General features: G+C 34.6%; 19 protein-coding genes. 7 read left to right on the forward strand and 12 right to left on the reverse strand.

All coding sequences use genetic code 11. The features are described from left to right. Nucleotides 1-46 precede the first annotated feature (46 nt). On the forward strand, nt 47-1,891 hold the full coding sequence (locus UABHE_RS11955) for a protein kinase (RefSeq protein ID WP_372370523.1): 1,845 nt from the start codon (nt 47-49) through the stop codon (nt 1,889-1,891). A gap of 32 nt (nt 1,892-1,923) precedes the next feature. Here the strand turns inward: UABHE_RS11955 and UABHE_RS11960 are convergent, their stop codons facing one another. The 8 genes from UABHE_RS11960 to UABHE_RS11995 all read right to left on the reverse strand — a co-directional run bounded on the left by UABHE_RS11960 (nt 1,924) and on the right by UABHE_RS11995 (nt 10,678). Then, nucleotides 1,924-2,121, reverse strand: coding sequence for a hypothetical protein (locus tag UABHE_RS11960; protein WP_372370525.1), 198 nt, complete (start codon nt 2,119-2,121; stop codon nt 1,924-1,926). A 205-nt stretch (nt 2,122-2,326) separates the two neighbouring features. After that, nucleotides 2,327-4,000 (reverse strand): S8 family serine peptidase, encoded by a 1,674-nt coding sequence (locus UABHE_RS11965; RefSeq protein ID WP_372370527.1) that lies wholly within the window; start codon nt 3,998-4,000, stop codon nt 2,327-2,329. A gap of 333 nt (nt 4,001-4,333) precedes the next feature. Then, nucleotides 4,334-6,085 (reverse strand): sphingomyelin phosphodiesterase, encoded by a 1,752-nt coding sequence (locus UABHE_RS11970; RefSeq protein WP_372370528.1) that lies wholly within the window; start codon nt 6,083-6,085, stop codon nt 4,334-4,336. 310 nt (nt 6,086-6,395) lie between these two features. Further along, on the reverse strand, nt 6,396-7,721 hold the full coding sequence (locus UABHE_RS11975; protein ID WP_372370529.1) for a C2 domain-containing protein: 1,326 nt from the start codon (nt 7,719-7,721) through the stop codon (nt 6,396-6,398). 54 nt (nt 7,722-7,775) lie between these two features. Beyond that, nucleotides 7,776-8,942: a protein kinase gene (locus tag UABHE_RS11980; RefSeq protein ID WP_372370530.1), complete on the reverse strand. Its 1,167-nt coding sequence runs from the start codon at nt 8,940-8,942 to the stop codon at nt 7,776-7,778. A gap of 31 nt (nt 8,943-8,973) precedes the next feature. Next, complete coding sequence (locus UABHE_RS11985) at nt 8,974-9,288, reverse strand: ATP-dependent Clp protease adaptor ClpS (protein ID WP_372370531.1); 315 nt, start codon at nt 9,286-9,288, stop codon at nt 8,974-8,976. 241 nt (nt 9,289-9,529) lie between these two features. After that, nucleotides 9,530-10,129 (reverse strand): type II secretion system protein GspG, encoded by a 600-nt coding sequence (locus UABHE_RS11990; RefSeq protein WP_372370532.1) that lies wholly within the window; start codon nt 10,127-10,129, stop codon nt 9,530-9,532. A gap of 9 nt (nt 10,130-10,138) precedes the next feature. Continuing rightward, nucleotides 10,139-10,678 carry an RNA polymerase sigma factor gene (locus tag UABHE_RS11995; RefSeq protein ID WP_372370533.1) on the reverse strand — a complete coding sequence of 180 codons (540 nt, stop codon included), beginning with the start codon at nt 10,676-10,678 and terminating at the stop codon, nt 10,139-10,141. Nucleotides 10,679-11,167: 489 nt separating this feature from the next. Between UABHE_RS11995 and ftcD the strand changes: the two genes are divergently transcribed. After that, nucleotides 11,168-12,643: a glutamate formimidoyltransferase gene (gene ftcD / locus UABHE_RS12000; RefSeq protein WP_372370534.1), complete on the forward strand. Its 1,476-nt coding sequence runs from the start codon at nt 11,168-11,170 to the stop codon at nt 12,641-12,643. A gap of 426 nt (nt 12,644-13,069) precedes the next feature. On the opposite strand, the gene UABHE_RS12005 is transcribed toward ftcD, so the two are convergent. The 3 genes from UABHE_RS12005 to UABHE_RS12015 are packed head-to-tail and all read right to left on the reverse strand — an operon-like array spanning nt 13,070 to nt 16,863. Next, nucleotides 13,070-13,636, reverse strand: coding sequence for a hypothetical protein (locus UABHE_RS12005; RefSeq protein ID WP_372370535.1), 567 nt, complete (start codon nt 13,634-13,636; stop codon nt 13,070-13,072). Between the two features lie 16 nt (nt 13,637-13,652). Next, on the reverse strand, nt 13,653-14,996 hold the full coding sequence (locus tag UABHE_RS12010) for a hypothetical protein (RefSeq protein ID WP_372370536.1): 1,344 nt from the start codon (nt 14,994-14,996) through the stop codon (nt 13,653-13,655). A gap of 1 nt (nt 14,997) precedes the next feature. After that, nucleotides 14,998-16,863 (reverse strand): protein kinase, encoded by a 1,866-nt coding sequence (locus UABHE_RS12015; RefSeq protein ID WP_372370537.1) that lies wholly within the window; start codon nt 16,861-16,863, stop codon nt 14,998-15,000. Nucleotides 16,864-17,464: 601 nt separating this feature from the next. On the opposite strand from UABHE_RS12015, the gene UABHE_RS12020 reads away from it, so the two are divergent. Continuing rightward, complete coding sequence (locus UABHE_RS12020; RefSeq protein WP_372370538.1) at nt 17,465-18,004, forward strand: HD domain-containing protein; 540 nt, start codon at nt 17,465-17,467, stop codon at nt 18,002-18,004. Nucleotides 18,005-18,014: 10 nt separating this feature from the next. On the opposite strand, the gene UABHE_RS12025 is transcribed toward UABHE_RS12020, so the two are convergent. Further along, nucleotides 18,015-19,385: a serine/threonine protein kinase gene (locus UABHE_RS12025; RefSeq protein WP_372370539.1), complete on the reverse strand. Its 1,371-nt coding sequence runs from the start codon at nt 19,383-19,385 to the stop codon at nt 18,015-18,017. A gap of 406 nt (nt 19,386-19,791) precedes the next feature. On the opposite strand from UABHE_RS12025, the gene UABHE_RS12030 reads away from it, so the two are divergent. From UABHE_RS12030 to UABHE_RS12045, 4 genes are read left to right on the forward strand one after another with little or no spacing between them, the layout of a single operon-like run. Then, the gene (locus UABHE_RS12030; RefSeq protein WP_372370540.1) at nt 19,792-21,477 is read left to right on the forward strand and encodes a hypothetical protein; all 1,686 of its coding nucleotides are present in this window, start codon (nt 19,792-19,794) and stop codon (nt 21,475-21,477) included. Continuing rightward, the gene (locus UABHE_RS12035; RefSeq protein ID WP_372370541.1) at nt 21,474-22,220 is read left to right on the forward strand and encodes a YqjF family protein; all 747 of its coding nucleotides are present in this window, start codon (nt 21,474-21,476) and stop codon (nt 22,218-22,220) included. The genes UABHE_RS12030 and UABHE_RS12035 overlap by 4 nt, the downstream gene beginning before the upstream one ends. Continuing rightward, on the forward strand, nt 22,217-22,960 hold the full coding sequence (locus UABHE_RS12040; RefSeq protein WP_372370542.1) for a hypothetical protein: 744 nt from the start codon (nt 22,217-22,219) through the stop codon (nt 22,958-22,960). The genes UABHE_RS12035 and UABHE_RS12040 overlap by 4 nt, the downstream gene beginning before the upstream one ends. Then, a complete protein-coding gene (locus tag UABHE_RS12045) occupies nt 22,957-23,946 on the forward strand; it encodes a sucrase ferredoxin (RefSeq protein ID WP_372370543.1) in 990 nt (329 codons plus the stop codon). The genes UABHE_RS12040 and UABHE_RS12045 overlap by 4 nt, the downstream gene beginning before the upstream one ends.

Raw genomic sequence — 23,946 nt, forward strand, 5'->3', positions numbered from 1 at the left:
TAACACGCCATTTCTTTTTCTTCTTAAGTGTACAAGGACATTTATTATGACTCAACAGTCTAAGCCCAACAATCAAAATCAAATATTTGGCCGTTATCACATTCAAGAAGAATTGGGACGTGGAGGGATGGGAGTTGTATACAAAGCCTACGATACGCAATTGAAACGAATGGTTGCACTAAAGGTTTTGCTTAACCAAAACTCCAAAATTGCCGAACAACGATTCTTCCGAGAAGCACAGGCAATGGCCCAGATGAAACATAATAATATTATTGGAGTAATTGACGTTGGTAGTATACAAAGCAAAGCGTTTTTTACTATGGATTTTATATGTGGACAACCACTAAACAAGATTTTAAAAAAACTCTCTTCTCGTGAAGTTGCGAAATTAATGAGTAAAATAGCCCACGCTATTCACTATGCTCATGAGCAAGGAGTTATACATCGCGACTTAAAACCTTCAAATATTATGGTTGATAATAACAACGAGCCAATTGTTTTAGATTTTGGTCTTGCTAAGATGTCAAAGAATAGTAAAGAATTATCTAAAACGGGGGATATTCTCGGTACGTTACTCTACATGTCTCCTGAACAAGCTACAGGTAAAACACGCGAAATTGATCACCTTAGTGATGTTTATTCATTAGGTGCTATTTTATACAGCGCACTTACAGGAAAAACTGTTTTTAGTGGTGGGTCTCCTGCAAATATATTGTACAAAATTTCTTATAGTGAACCACGCCCTTTAAGGTCTTTGGTAAAAAAGATACCACAAAACCTAGAGATTATATGTTTAAAAACTCTAGAAAAGAAAAAAGAAAATCGTTATCAAAGCGCATTAGAATTAGCAAACGATTTAGAACGCTTTATCAATGGAGAACCAATACACGCACAGCCGATAAGTCTTTTAACGAGCACATATCGAAAGATGCGTAGTCGCAAAATGTATATACCACTTTTCATTGGAATTATTGTTGGTTTATTAGGCTTTTTGTATCAAAAAAACTTAGAGCAAGCACAGCAAAAGAAACAAGATAAACAAAAAATTGAACAATTACAAAAAAAGCTACAACTACAACAAAAAAAACAAGATAAAATAGAACATTCACAAACAAAGCGAGATAAAACCGAAGCTAACCTTCGGCATTTTAATAAAAAATATAGACACTTTTTAGACAAAAATGGAACGCTCGTTGTACCAAGGATTGACGAAATAAATTTACAAGAATTAGCCGAAATCTACCACCCGCAACAATTTACAGCTCTCGCACTATCTAGCAACAAAAACATCAATGACAAGAATATAGCTATTATAAGTCAAATGTCACAATTAAAAGTACTAAACCTTAAAAACACAACGCTCACCGATGCTTGTCTTGTACATGTTGCAAAAATATCGAGTCTTGAGAATTTAGGATTAAACAACACAAAAGTATACAACGGTTCTCCACACCTCTTGAAGTTAAAAAACCTCAAAGTTCTATACCTTAATCAAAATAGTATAAGCACCACATTCACAGAGCATATCAAAAAATTAAATATCGAAATTTTATCTTTAAGAAATACACAAATAAAAGATTTTTCATTTTTGCAGAATATGACATCTCTTCGTCACCTAAGCCTAAAAAATACTAGTTTTTCGAATATTGGATATCTAAAAAAATTAGTGCACTTAGAGATACTAGGATTATCTTATTGTAGAAAACTAGATAACAATTCTTTTAGAGAAATAATATATTTAAAAAATCTAAATACACTTCACGCTCCAGGCTGCTATTTAAATAGCAAAGCGCTTAATTCTATTGCAAAGTTAAATTTAAAAATATGTAACCTAGATCCTAATTTAGAAAAACAATATACACTTATTCGGAAACTTAAAAAGTCAAAATAAGACGCTCATCAATTTAATAGAGTTAAATAAAATTACCTACGGCGACTTTGTCTAACAATAGCATTTGAGCAATACGCAGATTGGTCATCTAAAAGCACTTTTTCTAGTTTATAAAGATAGGTGTTAACTTCAGGGAATGCTTCGCTATCCAAAAATTCTAAATCACCATTTTGGTAAGCAAAAATAAGGAGAGAATAGAGAAATACTATTGTTGCCAAAATTTGAAACAAAAACTACATTTTCCTCGTTATTGTTATTATTATCGTCATCATCACAGCAACCTATTATTAGCATGATCGTAATCATAAGGTAAAATAAAAATATAAGGCGTTTTCCATAACTATACTCCAGCTATAAAGAGATAGCCAAAATTTGCACAAAACCCATTTTGGCTACCTTAGTTACTTATTCATAAAGCAAACGAGTAAATACAACCTATTCGTTCACTGAAAAATCGACAACAAAATCTTCTTCTAATGATGTACCAAAAGGATCTTGTAATTTTTCTGCCACACCTATAAAGCGATAGTTTCCTGCAGATAACTTATCAAATGAGAAAACCACTTCATTAGAACCAATTAGATAATCAGCATCAAGATGTAGTGTTACTTCTTTACCATTATCAAGGTTTTCTAATTTCCAATTACTAGTGTTCTCTGCTTTATTACGATCAAGTAAATCTACAACCGCAACAGTCAACTTTGTTACATTTTTTAAAATTGGAATAGTTTTGTTACTCAACTCGCGCAAACCACGAATACGCGGCGCTAAGGTTGGCTGGTGAATAGCGTTATAAGTATTTACACGACCAGGGCCGAGTAAATCTTTATATTTCTTATTTACTTCATCCACACTATCACAACTACGAAATAGTTGCGCAACAACTTGTTCACGTGTCCATTCAGGATGAACAGACCAAATCATTGCTGCTACGGCTGCAGCATTCGGAGAAGCCATACTTGTACCACTCTTACGTCCATAACCATTTCCTGGTATTGTTGATAAAATACCCGCTTTTCCACCTCCACCAGGAGCAGAAATGTCCATACCTATGCCCCAATTGCTATAAGAGCTCTTTTCATCATCACTCTCTTCATCAGCTATTGTACTTGCGACAAGAAGTACCTCGTGGAACGCTTGGCGTTTTGGATTAGCTTGCGAACCGTTTCCTCCAGAATTGAATAGAAGAACACCGTTTTGGTAAAGATATTTAAGCGAAGCTTCGTATACAGGATCACCAACAAAACCGTTGATATTAAAACTAGTGGTAATAATCTTTGCACCATTGTCTACAGCATAAGCATAACTTTTAGCAACGATAGAAGATGTCCAAGAGCCACTGCCATAAAAACGAATAGGCATTACATTCACTCCAGGAGCTGTACCACTGATTCCAGTTTTATTATTGCGTTCAGCAACAACAATACCAGCAACATGTGTTCCATGAGATCCACCATTAGGGCGTGGATCATTGTCATCAGAAGAAAAATCCCAGCCATCAAAGTCATCGACATAACCATTGCCATCATCATCAATGTTATTATTTGGAATTTCTTTGGTGTTTTTCCACATGCGATTTTTTAAATCAACATGGTCAATATCAACACCATCATCTGTTACAGCAACAACAACAGTTACACTACCTTGGCTAATTTTCCATGCTTCAGGATTTTTCATCACTGGATGATGGTATTGTTCTCCTGTTTTTGGATCATTGGTGGTAGTAATGTCTTCGCGAGGATCTCCTTCATAGGAATAATTAGGAGATGCCCACTTAACGGAAGAAGAGCTTGTTAAAGCGCTAACAGCTGCTTTTACAGTACTACGGTTTTCAACGCGATGCTCAAAAATAGTGATCATACTACCATCTTGATCGCGGTATGTAAAAAGAGGCTTGGTACTTTGAGCATCGTAAGGACGCAAACTTTTTGGTAGAACAGCGTTAAGGCTATTCACATCATTTGCACGTAGTGCAGTATTACTTTTTACTGCAAAAATAACTTCATTTGCAGACTCAACGCGCTTAACGTCATTTGAGGATCTGTTGCTGTGTTCTGCCATCAGAAGAGAGCAACAAACAAAAATAATAATTAAAAAAAATTTTGACATTCTCTGACCTTCAAAAAATATTAAGTGACCCGCCAAAAGCATTTCCCCACTCAAGTTTGTTCTTTTAATCTTTAGCGTTGTTACTCCTTAGTTGCGCAATTACAGCTACGCGCCCTTGTCACGCCGCACTAGAAAATGAAAGCCCTATACTCAGTGGGTAACTATTTTGTCAGGCAACTATCAGAAACATTAAAACAACAACATTAGTTGTTTTTTTGTTACAACTATTATAGTTATAAAGTTTTATAATATCTACTGTTAGTTAAAATTTAACATGGCATAAAAAAAGCGCTGTGTATATACACAGCGCTTTTTTAGAAACTTCATTCGTCATTACTTTGTTTGTAGTTTGTTTACTACAATGTTCAATACTTTAGGATTCATCCAGTACGAGTGTTTTTTTACCATGTCTGTTACTTCAATATTCACGACATTCTCAACGGCATTTTGTCCTAAGTCAGCTCCGACAAGCCCCATCGCATTTTTCTGAGCACGAGCAATCGCTTCTACTACTTGTTGCTCGAAATCTGTCAAATTACGCTCATTCTTGTTTTCCCATAACTCGCGCATTTTGTCTAGTCTTTGTTCCCCTGACAACTCTTGCCACTCTTGAGGAACATCTTCGCGACCAAAGAGCCAGTGGTATGCTGCGTATAAATATCCTAGTACAAAATCATTTTTTGCAAAAAAGATCCAATTCTTACTTGGAATTTGCTCAACGTTTTTAAACTCATTTAAGTATACATCTTGGTGAACTCCAGGACAAAAATTAAAACATTGTCCCCATTTGATATAGCGTGCACGATTATCTTTTAGAGCACTAAAGGTAACGCGATTTCCTAAACTACTACTAAAAACATTGACACAGCGCTCGTCATTGCCATACCAGCTAGAAATTTCAGTTAGAACATGCGTTAAGTATTTTCCAGCAATATTCGCATGCTTTATACCTTTACCAAGGTTAATAGCAATATTACAAGGCCAAGAAAACCCAACATAGTTGTATTTTCCTGCTTTAGTTTGCATTACTTTGTTGACAGCAGTATACGATTCTTTTGCGCTATCAAAAGTATTAAAAAAACCATGTACCATAACAATAGTATCAAGTTTCGGATCGAAATTATTTTGTAATTCACTCAAGTCTATGTCAGAAGGAGAATCCAAAAATTTATTATTACCCTTACCACAAGTGACCATATTTACTTGCGGATAATCAAGCTGATTTACAGGGTCTACTATTTCTACAGTAGCCTCTACAGCATAGTGATCAGACATAAATTTAGCATCTTTAACAGGGTTTTTCATTGCAAACTTATTCACTAAACACTGTTTAACGCGAACTTGATTATTTGGATCATTCATAAAAATATAATCAATGCGTTTCGGTTTACCACCACTTAGAGGGTTCTCATCTCCATTTGAAGTGTATCCTGGAGACTTGTGTAGTGTACGGAACATATCTCTTGGGTGTTGAAAAATATTCATCATATTGGTGTACTCTTCAGCGTCATCTCTAACGTTGAAATCACCCATTAAAAAAGTTGGTCCTGTAGAGTTTTCAGCGACAAGCTCCTGCATTTGCTTTAATTGAGTTTCTCTTTCAACATGATAATCTCCACCTGCTTGCGCATGTGTTAGTACAACTTCGAATTGTTTACCACTAGGAAGCTCTATACGAGCAAATATAGCTCCTTTATCCGAAAAATAATCCCAATTATTCGCTTTGCGATAAATCGTTTTCTTGTGAAAAACAATCGGATAGCGGCTAAAAATCATAATGCCGCCATTTATAACATGACGCCCATCTGATCTCTTAGGTGGTTGAATTACATGCGGGTGGGTATCGCTAAGAAGCTCAGTCCACTCTTTTCGTAATTTATTGTCAAATACTTCACACAACCCTACAACGTCATACTTGCGAACAGCTTCGGATAACTCTGCAAATCTTTCAGCTTTATAATCGAACCACCCAACAGGATCAGGGCGTAAGTATACATTGTATGCCAAAAGTTTTACTTCTTCTGCGGTAGCAGGAACTGTAAAACTTAAAATCAACACCACAAGTAGTGTTTTATACCATTTCATATCTAACCTCCAATGATTTATATCATTATTTTTTCGTAGCAAAATAAAGAGCCTTGCTAGGCTTTTAATTAAGTATAACTAATAACAAGTAGGAAGTAAATTATTTTGTTAACCAGTTAACTCACTAACCACGAGCACTATTAACCAAGAATCCGGTCTAATAAAAGATGCACACCTATTGCTTTAACTCTACGCCTTAGGAAATTTGAATGGATAGTTAAAAAATTACTTTGATAAACACAAATTTTCCGATACCTATTTGTCTTTCTTAGAAGTAAGAATCTGAAAACAAGTGTTTAGCGTATGCACTCTAATCTTTTGTAAAAGTAATGGTTAGCTTATCTACAGAATTAAATTGAATTTCACAGCTCTTATTTTCAATATAGTTTTCCTTTACAGTCATAAGAACTGATCCTATTTCGTCGTTTTTTCTAGAATCTTCATCATAAACATTTATGAGAAGAACCTCTCCTTTTTGTACTCGCATTGGAGTTTTATAGTTCCACACAGGTTGTAAAGAATTTTTAATTACCGGTGTCGTAAATAATTCTTTATGAGCAAACTGTTTTACAACAACAAAAACATCTGGTTTGCCTGCTTGTCCCCAAGCAAAATCCCATTTCTTACCACTACTTTTCTTTGGAAAAATTCTGGCGCTTGTTATATTCACAAAATAAAAGACCTGTTCAAAATTTTTTACAGGTTGTACTTTGTTATTCTGTGGCTCTGTAATTTTATTCTTATGTACTTCATCTTCTAAGTTTACTTTTTTTACTTGAAAAGAGTCTAAAACATCTAAGAGGCAAGTTTGTTTTTTCTTATAAAGATAAAGAATCGTATATCCACAATTATTTTCCACACCAAAAAACATATCAATATATTCAATCTGCCGTGTATTACCTCTTTTTACTACATAAGAGAACAACACTCCATTTGATAATAACCGCTGTTGTGAACGTGTGTATACACATTGCGATAGCAATTTTTCTTGCGCGATTTTAATAAAACTTTTTAACAACACTTTACGAGAAAGCTCTTCGAGATATATTTCAATAAAAGAAGTAGAAGAAATTTCATATCGAAAATGTTCTTTTTTAGAGTTGTTTGAAATGCGATTTATCTGCCACTGAGAATCTATGTTGTAGCTTATTCCAAAATTTTGATGTGTTTGTAAAGCTTTTGGTACATCAAAATTCTTTATAGAGAATGTATTCAGTGAAGCTCTCAAGAGTTTGGAGTTGAATTTATTGGTATATGTATAAATAATGATAAATTGTTCTTTTTTAAATGCACCGTAAAAAACATGATAATACTGTTGAGAAGCTGTCTTGTATACAACAGTTCTTCCTAACAAACGATTAATCGTCATATTTTTTTCAGATATCTTACTGTATGTCTGTTTGGCAAATATTGTATTTTCGAATTGATTGTTATCCAGTTTTTTCTCTGTAAAACAAAAACGAATATAATTTTTTTCATCAATAAAATAGTTGTGGTAATTATCATTGAAAGTATTTGTCCAAGATCGCTGCGTTTTATAAGTAAAATTTTCGTATTCATGCGTAAGCCATTGTAATGGGTCATCATTATTTGCACTTAACAAAGTGCTAAATATAAAAATTAAAATATACGGCATTTTTATACCTTAATTCAATTTACAACATAGGAACAACAACGAAAACAATATAACTCACTTAATAGTTTTCAAAACGTTTTCGATTTCATCCATACTTTGAAAGCGTTTTTCTCGGTTTTTTTCTAACATTTTTTCAATAATGCTTCTAATGTTTTGTGGAATTCGATCATTAGGCCAAGATACTTCATCGTACATTTGAGCGCGCATTACTACGTGGTCTTCTCGACCATCAAAAGGAGGATTTCCAATTATTAAATTGTAAAAAATAATACCTAAACTATATATATCGACTCGGTAATCAATTTCATGAGTAAAAATCTGCTCTGGTGCCATAAAGGCTGGTGTTCCAAGTGCTGTTCCCTCGGTTGTTAAACTATAGTCCTCTGGCTTTTTTGCAATACCAAAATCAATAATTTTAACTTTTTTTTGCCTGCGATCATAAAGAACATTGGATGGTTTTAAATCGCGATGAATTAGTTGTAGTTTATGAGCAGCAGCCATACCTTTTGCAATTTCGCCAATGATAAATATTGCTTCTGCTAAGGAAAAAACATCTTGTCTGGATAAATGCTTACTTAGATGGTCTGCTTCAAAAATTTCCATTACAATGTAATAAAATTCATTATCTAACTGGCAAGCATATATTCCTTTAATTACATTAGGATGATCTATAGCCATAAGATATTTAGTCTCGCGCGAAAAACGTTTCATATCATTATTAAATTGCGCTTTTAATATTTTAATTGCCACTTCTCTTTTTCCATCAGTAGCTTTATAAACCGTTCCACTAGCGCCTGACCCTAAAGTTTTAATAACCTCATAGTTATCTATTTTTTTCCCCTTCGCTAACGTATTTTCTTCTTGCTTTTTATATTCAATCCGCAAAGGGGCCGTTTCTATAGCTTCTATTAGTGTCTTTGTAAAAATCGGCTTGGAAAATACAGTAATAACTTGTTGTGGAAAATTATCGATATTTGCATTGTTATCACCAGTAACAGCAATTATGGGAATATCTTTATTAACTTTTAATATATGTGTAAGGATGGATACATTGTCTTCATAGAGATTGATATTAACAATGATTAACCGTGGTCTTTGTAGCAAAATGTTTTTTATAGCTCCCATCATATTAGAAACTACATAAAAACGATAGTTTTCAAAAAGTTCTTTCGGATAGTAATCTTGCCTATCATCTACGATCAAGATAGTTTTTTTGGTCATTTTAATATCTCTTTAATGAAGATCTAAAGATCTAAATATCTATTTCTTCCATCGTGCACAGCAGTGGATAACCTAGCTTTTCAGAATACAGTTCTACTTTCTGAATACCACCGTTTGCAATTTCGTAAGTATAGATGCCAATAACAGAGATTCCCTTCATATGAGCTGCTAGCATTATTTTACGTGCCTCTTCATATGATTTAAAAAATACTTGCTGTAAGACAAATTCTACGAATTCTTGCAGCGTATAATCGTCGTTATGTAGGTATACTCTGTACATGTTGGGGCGCTGTAATTTTTCTTTTTTCTGAGTAATTACAGAGTCATCAAGTTCGTGTTTGTCCATAACCTTTCCTCCTATCACTAGAGTATATTGGTACACCTAGATAAATGGATATCAATTTTTTGTGACTTGGGCCTGTCATCATTCAAAATATTTTTTCGAGTCCGAACCCATTTCCAAGTCCGATCCCGATTTTAAAGCTTTTAATCAAACAAAAAAGCATTTGTTACAACTCGCAAAAATTCCGTTTGTCTACCACTTTAGAAAGTTTTCGGAAACGGGCTCGATGCCTCACATGATGCCTTTATTTCCAATTTCGGATATCATCTTCATAACCCAAATTGTCCTCTTTGTTTTTTCCACTTGAATATAGATCAAAGAAATTTTTATTGTACTTTCCTGGATTTTTGTAGTTATAGGGAATCTCCCATATATCTAGTATTTCCTTATTTTTATCATGTTTAAATATTTTTTGAGGAAATAATTCGCGAGGTATATCTCTTAACTGCTTTGGGAATTTTTTATTTTGAGAATAGAAACGCCATATAACCTTTTCAAGATTAGCAATATGATGTTGTGGGTATTCTTTTTTGTAATCGAACAAAAAAAACAGAAAAAACAGCACAAATAGTAACAACACTACCATAATAAATATTGTTGATATTGACCATTGAACAATTCGTTTTCCACGGCGATGGCGATGTATAATACGATCTGCATACGAGACAGAAGGAGAAACAGTTGGCAAATCTTGTAATTTTTGCCATGAGCGTACACAAACTTCGTGATATTTTTTACACTCTTTGCAATTATGGATATGCTTTTTGACTTTTGTATTTTGCTCATCTTCTAATGCCCCAAGTATATATGCGTCTAAAATATCTTTTATTGTATTGCATTCCATAATATTATCCTACTCTTCTTGATGCGAAGATAAGACACCTTTTAGTTTTTGTAAGGTGTAGCAAATTCTCGATTTGACAGTACCAATCGGGCATTTCAATGTTTCAGCAATTTCTTCATATGTAAATTGTTGGTAAAAACGTAGTATAAAAATCGCTCTTTGCTTTTCTGGTAATGTTTTCAATGCTTTTTGTACAGCTACAGCGCGTTCTTGCTCAATGATCTTTTCCGATGGATCGAGTTGTATATCACTAGCCGTGCTTAGTACTTCATTATTATAAATAGGTGAATGTTTACGCAAATGATTTGAGGCATGATTTGTCGCTATTGCATATAGCCATGCCCGAAAAGAACTTTGTAATTTAAATGTACTTATCTTTTGAAAAACAACAAGAAAAGTATCTTGCACAATCTCTTCTGCAACTTCGTATTTCCCTGTAAAACGATATAAATAATTCAACAAAGGAGTCTGGTATTTTTCCACTAATGTACGAAAAGCTTCATGATCACCATCAACGAAGTTACGTATTAAATCTTGCTCAGACTGCACAGAATTTTCCTCATTTATTTACCATTTTCTTTAGAACGTGTTCTTTGGTGCGTCCTTACTTGTTTTGTATCTAAACAAAGCACATCGACATTTATTCTATTTATAACTTAGCTCTTTAAAAATTTACCTTCGCTTTAAATTAGCAAAGTACAAACTATGTCTTTTTAAAGTGCTTCACTACTCTCTAATAATAACTCACACCATATAAAAACCTAAATATTGACATACCTACAAAATAGCAATTATAATTTTTTTATTGTTATTTTGTCAAAAATTGTTTCATTATTTTATACCATCTTTTAATAGGGCGTGTCGACATTTATCTTCCTTATAATTTGGCTAAGGTGTATTATCCATTAGAAAAAAAATGCAGCTTCGTTTGCATTATATATGATATAAGCTTTAGCAATGATCGCCACAAGTGTTAGAGTAAGGATTTCCAGTAACAATGTTTTCATTCACATAAAAATTTTTCCAAAGTAGCTGATTATGAAATTAATAGAATGTGTTCCAAATTTTAGCGAAGGACGCAATAAAGAAATAATAGAGCAAATTTTATCGTGCATCGCAAGTGTTGACGGCGTGTACGTTTTACATTACGATATGGATTCAGACCATAATCGTACAGTGGTGACATTTTTAGGGACTCCTGAAAATATTGCAGAAGCGGCATTCAAAGGTATTGCAAAAGCCAAAGACTTAATCAATCTGAACCACCATTGTGGAGAGCATCCACGTTTAGGAGTAACTGACGTATGCCCATTCATTCCTTATTGCAACGTCAGTATGGATGAATGTATTGCAGTAGCACACACATTAGCAAAAAAAGTACACCAAGAGCTAGATATACCAATCTTTCTTTACGAAGAAGCCGCAATTACAGCGCAACATAAAAATTTAGCTGATATTCGTTTGCAAAAACAGATTTTAACCCCAGATTTTGGAAAAAAGCCACATCCTACTGCTGGATATACATGTATTTCTGCGCGTTTTTTCTTAATTGCTTACAACATTAACCTCAAAACACAAGACATAGGAATTGCTAAAAAAATTGCAAAGACAATTCGCGAAAAAAACGATGGCTTAAAAGCAGTAAAAGCTTTAGCTTTTTTCCTACAAGAGCGCAACTGTGTTCAAGTATCGATGAATCTTGTTGATTATCGTGAAACATCGTTAATCAAAATATTCAAAGAAGTGCAACGACAAGCCAAAGAATCTGAAATTAATATTATTGATAGCGAAGTAGTTGGATTAATCCCTCAAGATGCACTACGCCGTAGTATTGTCGAAGAATTAAAACTAGATTCTTTTGTAAATGATAAAATCATCGAGCATAAATTACAGTCTCTAGAAAGTTATCACCTCAACGTTTTTCTCGATAAATTATCCGAAGCAACCCCTACTCCTGGAGGTGGAAGTTGTGCAGCATTAACAGGGGCCACTGCAGCAGCACTTGCGGTAATGATTATTGGAATTAGCATGCGTAAAAAGAAGAATCGTACTCATCTAGAATCTTTGTTTAATACAAGAGCAGAACTCAAAAAAATACAGAGCCACTTAGCAAAGCTTATAGAAGAAGACGGGGCGGCGTACAAAGGGTATCTTGGCATAAAAAAAATGCCTCGCGAAACGGATTACCAAGAAAAAAAATACCAAGAAGCATTAGATTCTGCACTAATAAAATGCGTATTAGTACCTTTAGACATTGCAATCACTAGCTTAAAAGTACTAAAACTACTTCCCACAAATAGATTGTCAAAAACAACAATGTCGGACGCAGGGATTATCAGCGTCCAAATTTCAGCAGCCATACAAGGAAGCATTTTGACAATACGCGGAAATTTAGCTTTTTTAAACGACGAAACATTTTTACAACAAGTGCGCAAGGAAATGAGTGATATACACACACAACAACAAAATTTATCGCAAAATATTATGGCTGAAGTCGAAAAATACATTTGTTAAGTGAGGCGCAAAAAGTTTTTGAGCACGTTTCAAGTCAGCGTAGAACTTGAGTGTCAGAGCAAAGACAGCCTGAGAGGCACATAACTGTAACCGCTCAACGCCGCTATGATACTCAAAGGCAAGCTGCGTGCTCTTAAAAACTTTTTGCGACTTGCTTAAAGAGATTTTTGTTATGGTTATGTATTTATAAAAGCATATTTCTAGTGGAAGACATTTCGAAATAGAATAAGACATTTTAAGTGTTATTAGAGATAAATCTACGTAAAAAACAATATCCGTCACTATTTAATTTACCATAAATATGAAAAAGTATAATTCAAAAGAAATAAGAACTAGGAGAGTGAAAGTCGACGACTATTAACTTAAGAAAATCCTAGTTTAATAGGAGCGTCGTATTCCAAAATATTTTTGCTGTCCACTTAACAGTTACTTATCGATATAAGGATTTATTATGTCAATGTTTTGTAATGACAGTTGTAGACAAGCATCGTAAATAGCATCACAGGTATAAATTTTTTTTTCTAGAGAAAGAATACTTGGTAATTGTTCGAGTTTGTTAGTAATCAACTGTTGTTGCTTTGTAATTACGCACTCTTGAGTACTTTCTTGCCATTGATTACGTAAATCTGCGATTACAGCAGCACTATACAAAAACTTTTCCCTTAAATCAATTACGTCTTTCCATACTTCCGTTATTTGCTGCTGCTTATCATCATCCAATTTTATATTGGTAAAATCTTTGTTCCGTATTATTTCGAGATTGTTTGTATCTTCTTGCTTAACACCTACAATGCTCAATATGATTTGTTGTGCTTGTGGGTATTTTTTATCTTTTACAAGTTGGGTAGTTCGTTCGACATAGTATAACCAGTTCTTATTACTTTTGTAAAAATGTGACGGAGTTGTCGTAGGCTTTTGTTTTGGCTTACAGGTATTTGAACAGCCTCCACAAAATAATATATATAACAATAAAACAAAAAATATTTTTACCATAATTGAATTTCTAAAATTAGCGAATATATGTTTTTTTATTACGTACGGTCTTTTCATATGTAAAAATAGGCATCACCGTACCTTTATCCATATGAATTGCTGGATCTGGTGAGCAACGGCACAAAAGGGTTTGAAATTTTTGATTTAGAACAAAAGCAGAGAAACAGAAATAGCGCTTTTCTTTTGAAACCTTGCCTTTTATGAGATTCGGTTGAAAAACAAAAGGCAAATCAACATACTTTTGAACAATCCAATCGCTACGCCCATGATAATTATTTACCATTCCTTCCCAACGAGGCTGCTCCATCGCAATACCCATTTGCACCATATGAGTACTATCTCCATTTGCAGGCTTTAAAACTAAACCTTCGCGATACTCTTTTGTAAACTCTTTTAATTCAATAGCATTTTTACCATAAAAAGTTTGTTGTTCCGAGAAACGTCTTGTCCAAGGGATGTATTTTTGAATGAATTGTTTTTGTTGTTTATCGTATATATCTGAAAAATCATCGTTTGTCATCAAGGAAAACAAAGATTTATCGCTGCCGTAAGCTCCAAACAGTGAATTTATAGCGACAAATGATTTATTGTTGTAGGCTTCGATAAAATTTGATATTTGATCAGCGTTTTGAATCAGATTTTTTGTACTACAACCGCGAATCACAATATCAACACAAGCATCATTAACATATGCCTTGCCATTTTTAAATTGAAAATCGCGAGGATCTGCTATAAATGCTTTTATTCCATTGTGAGTGAGAAACCGACTTGCTATTTGTAAATCTGTAATAGAAGACGACTCACGAAAATCAACAAGAGCTACAGTAGGTGCCGTATTTATTTTTTGCAGTTCAGATATAAGTGACTCAAGTAAATACAGTTTGTTTTCTAATTCTGGAAATTCAATGAATTTTTTATAGTAAGAGTGATTAGCAAAAGAAATGCGAACATAATCAGTCCACGATTGCCCTCGCGGCGCATCGCACTCAACCCCGATAACCTTATAGTCATTTCCATTGTACACAATGTCAATTCTCTGCAACAAGGAGCCTTCACGGCGTTGAACCCACTGTTCAGGTAATATCTCAGTGGACAAGTAATCTTTCATTCGCGGCGAAGCAAAGCAGGCTTCCACAGTTTTGTTAACCAATTTGCCTGTTTCTTGCGCAATACTCGCAATATTATTTTTTTCTTGTTGCGTCAATAGAACTGGCATCATTGATATAGGAATTGCCTTATTGTTAATAATACAATTCTTTTCTTGTAAACTTTGGGAAATCTCTTTCTTCATTTCCCAAGTTCTTCTATGGTTATAACAAAAATAACGTAGAGTCGATAAGTATTTAGCTTTGATTTTCAATTTACTCTCCCTTTGATTCTTGTTGAATTTGTTTTACGGATAACTTGCAAAATTCAAACAAGTAATTTTCTTCTGAATTTAGCTCTGTACTGCGCCTTAGTAATTTTAAAGCCTCATCAAAATCGCCATGAGCAGCAGAATAATTTTTCAGTAACAGTAAGAGGTATCCCCTATTACTGTAGTAGTATGCACTGTCGTTTTTGTTTGTAATATTTTTAATCAAATCATTATAAAACCCCACCCATTTTTTTATAACAGTAACATTATCAAATTCAATATGGTGAAGTGCCCACAAATGTAGTAGTAACATTTTTCTTGGTTCATTTTCAATAACTGATTTAATTTGCCTGTAGGTATACAATTCTGAAAAAGCTAGATATAATTGCTTGAAAAACACAGGGTTTGTCCGTAATGATTTTTCTACTGTTTGTAATTCATAAAGAGAAGAGACTAAAAGTTTTTGTTTACGGTGAATCAGATATACATATCCCACAACACTTACAACAAGAAAACCAAAAATAAGGGCAGAGATAAAAAGACCTACACGGTGCCTTTTTGTATACTTAGAAAGCTTTTGCCAAATTGAAATGGGCCTTGCATTTACAGATTTATGCTCTATGAAATTCTTGAGATCTTTAGCAAAATTTCGTGCATTATCATAGCGATTTTGCGGTTTTTTCTGCAAAGCTTTTAAACAAATTGCCTGCAAATCTTTAGGAATATCAGGTTGTAATTCGCGAGGTGGAATTGGATCTTCATGGAATACTTTGTTTAGAATATCGTAATAAGACTCCCCTTCAAAGACTTGTTTACCAGTTAGCATTTCGTATAAGGTGGCTCCTAAAGAGTAAATATCGCTTCTCTGTTCGGTGTCATTTCCATTAGCTTGTTCTGGAGACATATACGCTGGCGTACCTAGAGCTTCTCCTGACTTTGACAAATTGTCATCAACGTCAATCATTTTAGATAAACCAAAATCCATAAGTTTTGGTTCTTTATTTGCTGTAAACATAATATTTGAAGGTTTAATGTCGCGGTGGATTATCCCATTTTTGTGAGCATAGTACAAGGCTTCGGCAATTTTCTGAACAATGATAGTTGCTTGCACTGGTTTAAGAGATCTTGTTTCAATTAAAGGTGACAGGGTACCACCTTCGAGACATTCCATTGTAAAATAATTTTGAGGATTTTCGCCTGCTTCTAAAACGCGTACTATATTTGGATGATTCAATTGCGCTGTGGCCTTGATTTCTTGGAGGAAACGTTTTTTTCTTTTTTCTTTTATGTTATGTTCGGTAGCAATGACCTTAAGAGCCACTATCCGTTGCAATTTTGTATCGTAAACTCTGTAAACGGACCCCATTCCACCGTGTCCAATTTCTTTTTCAATGCGATAATAACCAAACATCTCATTTTTTTGGATTTTTTGAGAGTACAGAGTATTTGTTTTTGTTATTTGGTTACCTGGCTCAATATGTTGCAAATTAGATTTTTGGTAACGTCTTGTCTCTGAAATTTTGCTTTCGACATGTATCTTGTTAAGTTTTCTGGTGTTAGTTAATCCTTCTAAATATTGATTCGCGCGAGTTTTTTGTGAAATAGGGTTTGGAGGAGTAACAGTTCGAGAGGAAGAGTTTTGCAGTGTCGAATTATTTTGATATTCCCATTTTATTTCTTCTGCTTGTTGAGCTGTTATTATTTTCTTAGCTAACAAATAATTTACTAAAAAAATTTGCTGGCCCTTTTCAGCAAATTGTTTTTGATAAAGAAGAGCATGGTTTGCCTCATCTTTACTCATATATCCTTTATTAATAGCTATTCTTAAGAATAATATTTCAGGAGGCGTTGCCATATAAACCTTTTGCATAAAATCTACAAAGTGATAAGAAATTTTGGGTTTATTATAGTCGTTTGTAGAAACTAATGTCTAATAAAAAATCCCCAAAAACCAAATGTTTGGTTCTTGGGGATTTTTTTTATTGCGATTTTCATAATTAAAACAATCTTTTAAATATAGAGTAAATTATTAAGCCCTTACTATTCTTCTTCTTTTTTACTATGTAGTGGTTGTTCTTGCGGCTTAATATCTCCACGCATTGCAATAACTGCTTCGCGAATCGCATCGGCTAAAAGGTCTTGGTATATCATAGTTTGTCTCCTTGGTTGTATTTTAAGGTTTATACAAAATCTTATTAACTCATTATTATTATACAATAACAAATGTCACAGTCGTGTCATCACTTGGTAATTTTTGTGTCATTTTTGTGTAAAGGTTTTGTTAACACTTGTGCTCTTGTACATATACATTATACAATACAAAATGTCACAGTTGTGTCACAACTTAGTAATTTTTGCGTCATATCCAATTACCAAATAATATTAATACCATACAGTATTTTTATCTTAGAATAGCTCAAGAGGCGTCAAACTGCACGAATTGCATGAATCTTTTATTAAGAATAAAGCTTATGAACCCAAATAACATTATAGAGAAGTACTACACTCCGGGAAGTGAAGTGTATAACGTTCTGTTTACTCATAGTAAAATGGTCATGAAAAAAGCCGTTGCTGTTGCTTCAAAGTTTCCGGAGATAGATCGAGACTTTATTCGCGAAGCAGCTTTGCTACATGATATTGGAATCATTTTTACTAAAGCTTCTGGGATCTACTGCTATGGTAAACACAATTATCTATGCCATGGGTATTTGGGGCGAGAAATATTAGATAGAGAGGGATTGACAGCACACGCCCTTGTTTGCGAAAGACATACTGGAGTAGGTTTGACAAAAAAAGAAATTGTCGAACAAAACCTTCCGCTACCACATCGAGATATGCGCCCTATTTCGCTCGAGGAACAAATAATTTGTTACTCAGATAACTTTTATTCAAAAAATATCAATTTTTTAGAACAAGAAAAATCTATAGAGCAAATAACAAAACAACTTGAAAAGTTCGGAAAAGATAAAGTTTCTACTTTTTTAAAATGGCATGAACAATTCAAATGTTAAACTGGAACACCTATAACTCTTCAAAATCTTCTATATCTTCGATGTCTTCTTCATAACTCACTGTTTTTTTCTTTAAAATTTGTAAGTCAATTTCGCGCGTAGGTCTTTGGGCTAAAGAAAACAACGCTTTTTTTTGATAAAGATAATCTTCTTCGCTAAGATATTTTTTTTGGGTTTCGAGTTTGGCGATTTCCTTAGTGGCTTGATCAGCGATCCATGGCAAGATATAAGTTAGAAGTTTTTTCCCTACAGTGTTTGTCGTAAGAAAAAATTGATATACTTCTTCAGCGACATCGTATTTACGTATGGTAAGTAGAGCAAATATTTTACGCAAAGCTAAAAACTGTAAATGAACCAGTTTCCACCAATTTTTAGAATTATATTTGTAAAAATCGCGAGATGCATCGTGTAAATACATTTGAGTATCACGATGGTTTGCTTGAGAACCTAAATAATAAGAACACTCGGAATAGCTTAGATCCGCTAACAATCTTTCATAGCTTTGGTATCTTTTTTCACGTTTTGGATGTAAATTTTTTTCAATAATTGCGATAAGAGAATTGGGTACTTTCTTTAAAGTTTTACGCAACGCCAACCTTGCTTTTAAAGGCACTCCTTTAGCCCCAGTTTCTTTTTTACCTATAATAACCATAAGCTCAGACTCATCAAAAGGCGAAGCGTAAGTCAAAAGCTCGTAGCCACTAACCGCAAGAGAATACATATCTGTGCGAAAATCTATTTTTATACCGCGATCACATGCCTGGACAGCTTCATAAGAAATATAGTGTACTGTGCCGCGAAAAGAAGATTTTGTAGGGTCAGTAATGTCCATATTCTTATCGTCATTCTGTTCTGCGAATTTACCAATCCCAAAATCAATAAGAACTGCGCGTTGCGTTTCTTTATTAAAAATCATATTTGCTGGTTTTATATCGCGATGAATAATCCCTTTTGTATAAGCATGGTGTAAAGCACTTGTTATTTGTTTTAGTATGCGAAATACAAAAGGAATAGACGGTGAGGTTTTAGTGTGTCTTTTTTCTTTGATGACTTCGTGAAGTGTAGGCCCTTCAATATACTCAGACAAAAATGCAAATGACGCATCTTCCTCAATCACTATAGCGTGCAAACTTTGAATATTGGGATGTTGACCTAGTTCTTTGAGTATACCCATTTCTCTCATGAATAGTTTTTCATTTTGTTCCCTTTTTTTGGGATCTTCATGAGGTAAAACAGATTTCTTCACATAAAGAGAATTATCATCGCGTTTACGTACAAGCACAACTTCGCCCATACCTCCAGCAAAATATTCTGAAGATTCTTCATATGCTGCTACAAAAGTAGGATAGGGAAGTGTGAGAATTGTATTTTGTTGATGCATATTTGTACTTTGCGATTGAATTTTTTTTGAGGGATATTTTATTTTAGTCACAGGTTTTAGTAGAAAATACGATCATTTGAATATACTTCCACAATAACAAAATAGCGAAAATAAGTCAACATCTTGATTAACAGTGTGGACATTTAAAATTTGTTTAATGCGTAAGCCGTTGTAAAACGTAGCTAAGCGTATCAAACGTGACACGACCAAGTCCTGTAAGTTTGAGAGAATGACACTAGGTATTACAACGGTTATGTAACGAAAAAGCGAAATGCCCACACACCTTAGGTAAAATGAAAACGCTTTTCAAACTAGCAATTAAAGCAAAATTTGTTATATTTGCGTTAGGAGTTTCAAAACCTCTCAACAGATATTGCACGATAACTTCAATCGAAAGGAGTTGGTAATGAAAGTATTTATATTTTTTGCCATTTGTTGTTCTAGCATCATATGTGAACAACCCCGCTACGCAGTTACTCTTATTTCCTTAATGCCAAAAAGCCAAACTAAATCTGATTACGAAATACTACAACAAGATCGACGTTCAGCCTACAGTATTGTAATGAAACACCTCAAACCACATTGCCGTTTTTTCGATGAAGATTTATATCGCAAACGCATTGATGATATGTACCGAAAAAATCCAGACCTAGACCCTACAGATTTACAAAATAAACTTGCTGCTTTGAGTTTACCAACGAAACTTATCGTTGTAATAAAAACTGAGGTAAGTACAATTCAAGACGCTCCCTTCGAACGCGTATATCGCCACCAAGCGGAAACAACAATAAAGGTTGTCGATCAATCAGGATGGAGCGAAATATATGCACAAGTAAAAGGAAAAACATCAAAGCTCATTCTAGTACCACCGCTTGATGGAAAAACACCGCAACATTGGCAAACAAATCGCTCATCGCGCCATCGCGCTATCGAAGAGAGTGTAAGTCCTCTTATACCCGAATTAGTGAATCAACTTGATGTAAATAAGGAAATTCTAAATGCTTTTGACTTTCTTGCCGTACGCTTGTTTGCAGAGAAAAAAAATGCAATGTGGCAATTGTTAGACGCTCTTGACGCTACAGAGAATATCAAAGTTCGCGATAAGAGATACACTACCGACCAAGGAATTGCCTCTAAAATCATATGTGAAAACGGAATCACCGCATTTGTTAGCGAGTTACAAAAACGATTTTTGCAATACCCCGCCTTAGAAAATATGGTTTGCGATTTCGATGGACTCAATGTAAAAGTCTACCCTAAAGAAGTAGATGAATCTCCATTGACACCACAACAAAAATTTACCGGTACGGTTGTTTTAGCTTCCGATATTAAACACATAAAAGAGAAAAAATTAACACAGTTACTCAACTACGAAACAAATCAACAAATACTTAAGGATGCTGTGTGGGAACAAATGCAAAGCAATTATCGAATGTTTGATGCCAGTGATTTATGGAAAAAACTCAAAGATGAAAGTATGCGCATGCAAGTATTTGCTGCATCAAATCCCACAGACTATATAGCCAAAAAAAATCACTTAGCAACACACACTATGTATTATTGGGCAACCACAGAGTTCAAAGTTCAACAGCAAAAATATTGTTTCGCCAAAATAGGAATTCGCATTGTGCGTATGGTAACAGCAGAAACCGTAGCCTATTACCAGCTCAATTCTGCTGACGAATTTCAACGTGGAGTTATGGTCACAAGAGACGAAGAACATGCGAGGCGCAAAGCGATCACCGCACTCGCTAAAAGAGCTGTACACAAAGTAACTACCCTCTTGGCACAAGAAAAGAATTTTGCTGTTTATCAACCGCGAATAGCCATTGCTGCTGATAATTTTTCTAACGAACAAATAGAAAAACTAAAGAGTATTTTTACAGACATAGAACAGGAAGGCTTTATTGAAATAGCGAACAATTTTGCTAGTGGAGAAGCTTTTTTACGTTGCGAAATAACCCCAAAAGAAACAACAACTCAACCACGGCTAAGGCAAATTTTGCTTGAATACGCCGAAGATGCAGGGATATTAATTAAAATGCAAACAGAAATAGGAAAAATTTATATAACTCCGGCAGATCGAGAATGAGAGTCCCACAACTTGAAGAGCGTTTAAATCTACGTGAACGCCCAAAACGCAGTAACATTATGTACCAGCGTTGGGAAAACTTGCTGTTTCTGCACTGGCAATACGACCCACAAAAAATACAGAAAACTTTGCCCAAAGGGCTATACGTTGACACCTTTGAAGGCAAAGCATTTCTCGGTGTAGTTCCTTTTTACATGAGAAATATTCGTCCGCGATTATTGCCTGCTATTCCAGGAATTTCAAACTTTTTGGAAATGAATTTACGCACGTATGTTCATGATGGAAATGGAAATGCCGGAGTTTGGTTTTACTCATTAGATGCCAATCAGTGGTTAGCAGTAAAACTTGCAAGAGGTTTATTTCATTTACCATATTTTCGCGCGCAAATAACCGCCAAAAAAGTCAAACAACAAATTCATTACCAATGGCAACGCGATAAAAATAACAGCTCTTTTGTTTATGAGATACAACAACCTCTTACATTTGCAGAGCCAGGAACACTTGATTTTTTTTTAGTCGAGCGTTATATTTTATTTTGCTTACGAAACAATTATTTATATACAGGGCATGTCCATCATACGCCTTACCCTATATGCCAGCCAAAAGTCAGTGAATGGAATAGCGAATTCTTAGATATTAATGGCTTTTCTTGTCACGAGCCACCTTGTCATCAATTGATGTCTCCAAGAGTAGATGTTGAAGTATTCTATTTACAGCGTAGTAAACATGGAGTTCAATCATGAAAATTGCTATTTTCGGACTCGGCTATGTTGGCAAACGTTTAGTCACGGCTTTAAAGAGTCACTTTAAAGTAACAAGTTATTCTACTAAAACCCAAATAGACAATTCGTTTATTTTTGACGCAACAAAGAAAAGTGAAGTGCAAAAAATTTCAGCCTCTAAATATGATTTGACCATCACCACTTTTCCCATCAACAATGCCTGTATAGAATATATAGACTTTTTATTTGCTACTTGCTCAAAAAACATACTTCTTGGATCAACGGGTATATATAAACGCAGTTCTCTAGGAGAAATTGTTACTGAGAAAACGCCACTATTAACGGAACATAAACGCTATCAAAGTGAAATAAATTTTATAAAACGCGGCGGTGTGATTTTACGTCTTGCAGGAATATATGGTAAAAAACGTGTACCACTAAACTGGCTAAAATCTCCAAGAGTAGGGTATTGCGACAAGCAGCTCAATCTTATTCATGTCAATGACATAGTTGAGGCTTTACAACTCATGATCACCCAATATCCAGTAGATCACGTTTACAACTTAAGCGATGGAGAAAAACACACCTGGAAAACAATAATCGACTTTGCCTATCATAAAAAAATACTAGATCACAAAATAGATTCTGTAGAGATAAATGAAAATTCATTTGTCGCTAACGATAAATTTGCACAAGAGTATCCACAATTAAAATTTAATAACCTCTTCGAATTTCTACAAAATAAAGGTAACAACGCATGACTTGCTCACAAATAGCACGAGAAGTAAACGAACCTCTTATTGGTACAGCACCTAATTATGAGCACTATATTTGCATAGAAGACAAACAATCTCTGTGGAAACGAGGTATTGGAAAGTCAGCATCACAACAACATTACTATGAACGCTACGAACACTTAGATATATTTTTTTCAATACTAAATGGACTACAAACAAAGTTTGTACGCCCCCTTCTCATAGACCAAGACCGTGAACAAGACAACCATTGTATTTTTATATATAGCCTACAAGATAATCACTACACCTGTCACAAATATACTATAGATTCTCTTAATTCGATTTTAGCGTTGTTTTCTCATCACCTACTACAAAATGCAAATAATATTCCCGATGTTATTCGCCAAGTACTAAAACCCGCAGCCAAAAAAATAGACGCCGCGCAATTTCCTTGTAATAAAGACAATAATCCGCGAATGTTTGTGTGTAATCACAATTACTATGATAGATGCTGTAGCCGTGGAAAAGCAATTCACGAAGCGATCATTGCCCGTGGAATCGATAGTTGGCGCTGTAGTCATATCGGTGGACATCGTTTTGCTGCAACAATGATGTCAATGCCCGATGCACGCTATTACGGAAAAATAGAAAACGAAGACATAGACGCTCTTGTCGAATGTATGCATGCACATAAACCATTCCTCTCTGACAACAAGTATCGCGGTTTAGCCACCGTCCCCCAAGAACTCCAAGTGGCAGAGTATCTAGCTTGGACTCACCAAAAGAAGTCGCAATGTGTAATAGACAAAGTGTGGGTTAAAAACGACTCCGTAAGAATCTATGTTAAACGCATGTATTCCTCAGGCGAGATAGAATACTGCACTTTGACACTCAAAGAGCAAACTTCTACACAAGTGCGCTTTTCTTCTTGTAGCGATGCAGACAACAACAAGAAACAAAAACCGTGGAAGTATCTAACTATTCAAACTTTCCAAAAAATTACGAGCTAA

The sequence above is a fragment of the Candidatus Uabimicrobium helgolandensis genome, assembly GCF_041508025.1.
Taxonomy (GTDB): domain Bacteria; phylum Planctomycetota; class Uabimicrobiia; order Uabimicrobiales; family Uabimicrobiaceae; genus Uabimicrobium; species Uabimicrobium helgolandensis.